The 621-nt window shown below is 43.8% G+C and carries 2 tRNA genes and 1 rRNA gene; all 3 read right to left on the minus strand.

Annotation, left to right across the window (positions count from 1 at the left end):
* Positions 1-280: 280 nt before the first annotated feature.
* Positions 281-356: transfer RNA gene (locus E4T80_RS12640), tRNA-Ala, on the minus strand.
* 34 nt (positions 357-390) lie between these two features.
* Positions 391-467, minus strand: a tRNA-Ile gene (locus tag E4T80_RS12645).
* Between the two features lie 68 nt (positions 468-535).
* Positions 536-621 (minus strand): 16S ribosomal RNA (locus tag E4T80_RS12650); the annotation flags it as partial.

The following is a 621-nucleotide window of genomic DNA, read 5'->3' on the forward strand; positions in this document are numbered from 1 at the left end:
TTCTTACAACTGACTTGTCTGCCTTTTTACAGACAAGGATTGGTTTTTGCTTTGTTTTTACTCAGACTTTTCATTGCTTGAAAAATCTCTCAGTTTTCAGCTTGTTTCCAGTTTTTTAAAGAGCATCAGACAACACTTTCATTTACGTTACCGTAGATTGAAAGCTATCATCATTGGCAAATTCATATCTTCACATTTGACTGAATGTGAATGCTTTCGGTTTGTCTATTTTTATGACTAACCGACCGCTTGTAAGTATAAACTTGACAATGACGATAATTGGTGGAGATAAGCGGGATCGAACCGCTGACCTCCTGCGTGCAAGGCAGGCGCTCTCCCAGCTGAGCTATATCCCCAATCGTTTCCTTTCCCTATTCACTCACGCTTGAGTGGTGGGTCTGAGTGGACTTGAACCACCGACCTCACCCTTATCAGGGGTGCGCTCTAACCACCTGAGCTACAGACCCATAGGGTAAAAGGTGTCTTTCTTCTGTTATCAAACAATCTGTGTGAACACTTGCAACTTCATTTAAGGTAAGGAGGTGATCCAACCGCAGGTTCCCCTACGGTTACCTTGTTACGACTTCACCCCAGTCATGAATCATACCGTGGTGAACGCCC

It is taken from the genome of Muribacter muris, from assembly GCF_004569585.1.
GTDB classification, from domain to species: Bacteria; Pseudomonadota; Gammaproteobacteria; order Enterobacterales; family Pasteurellaceae; genus Muribacter; species Muribacter muris.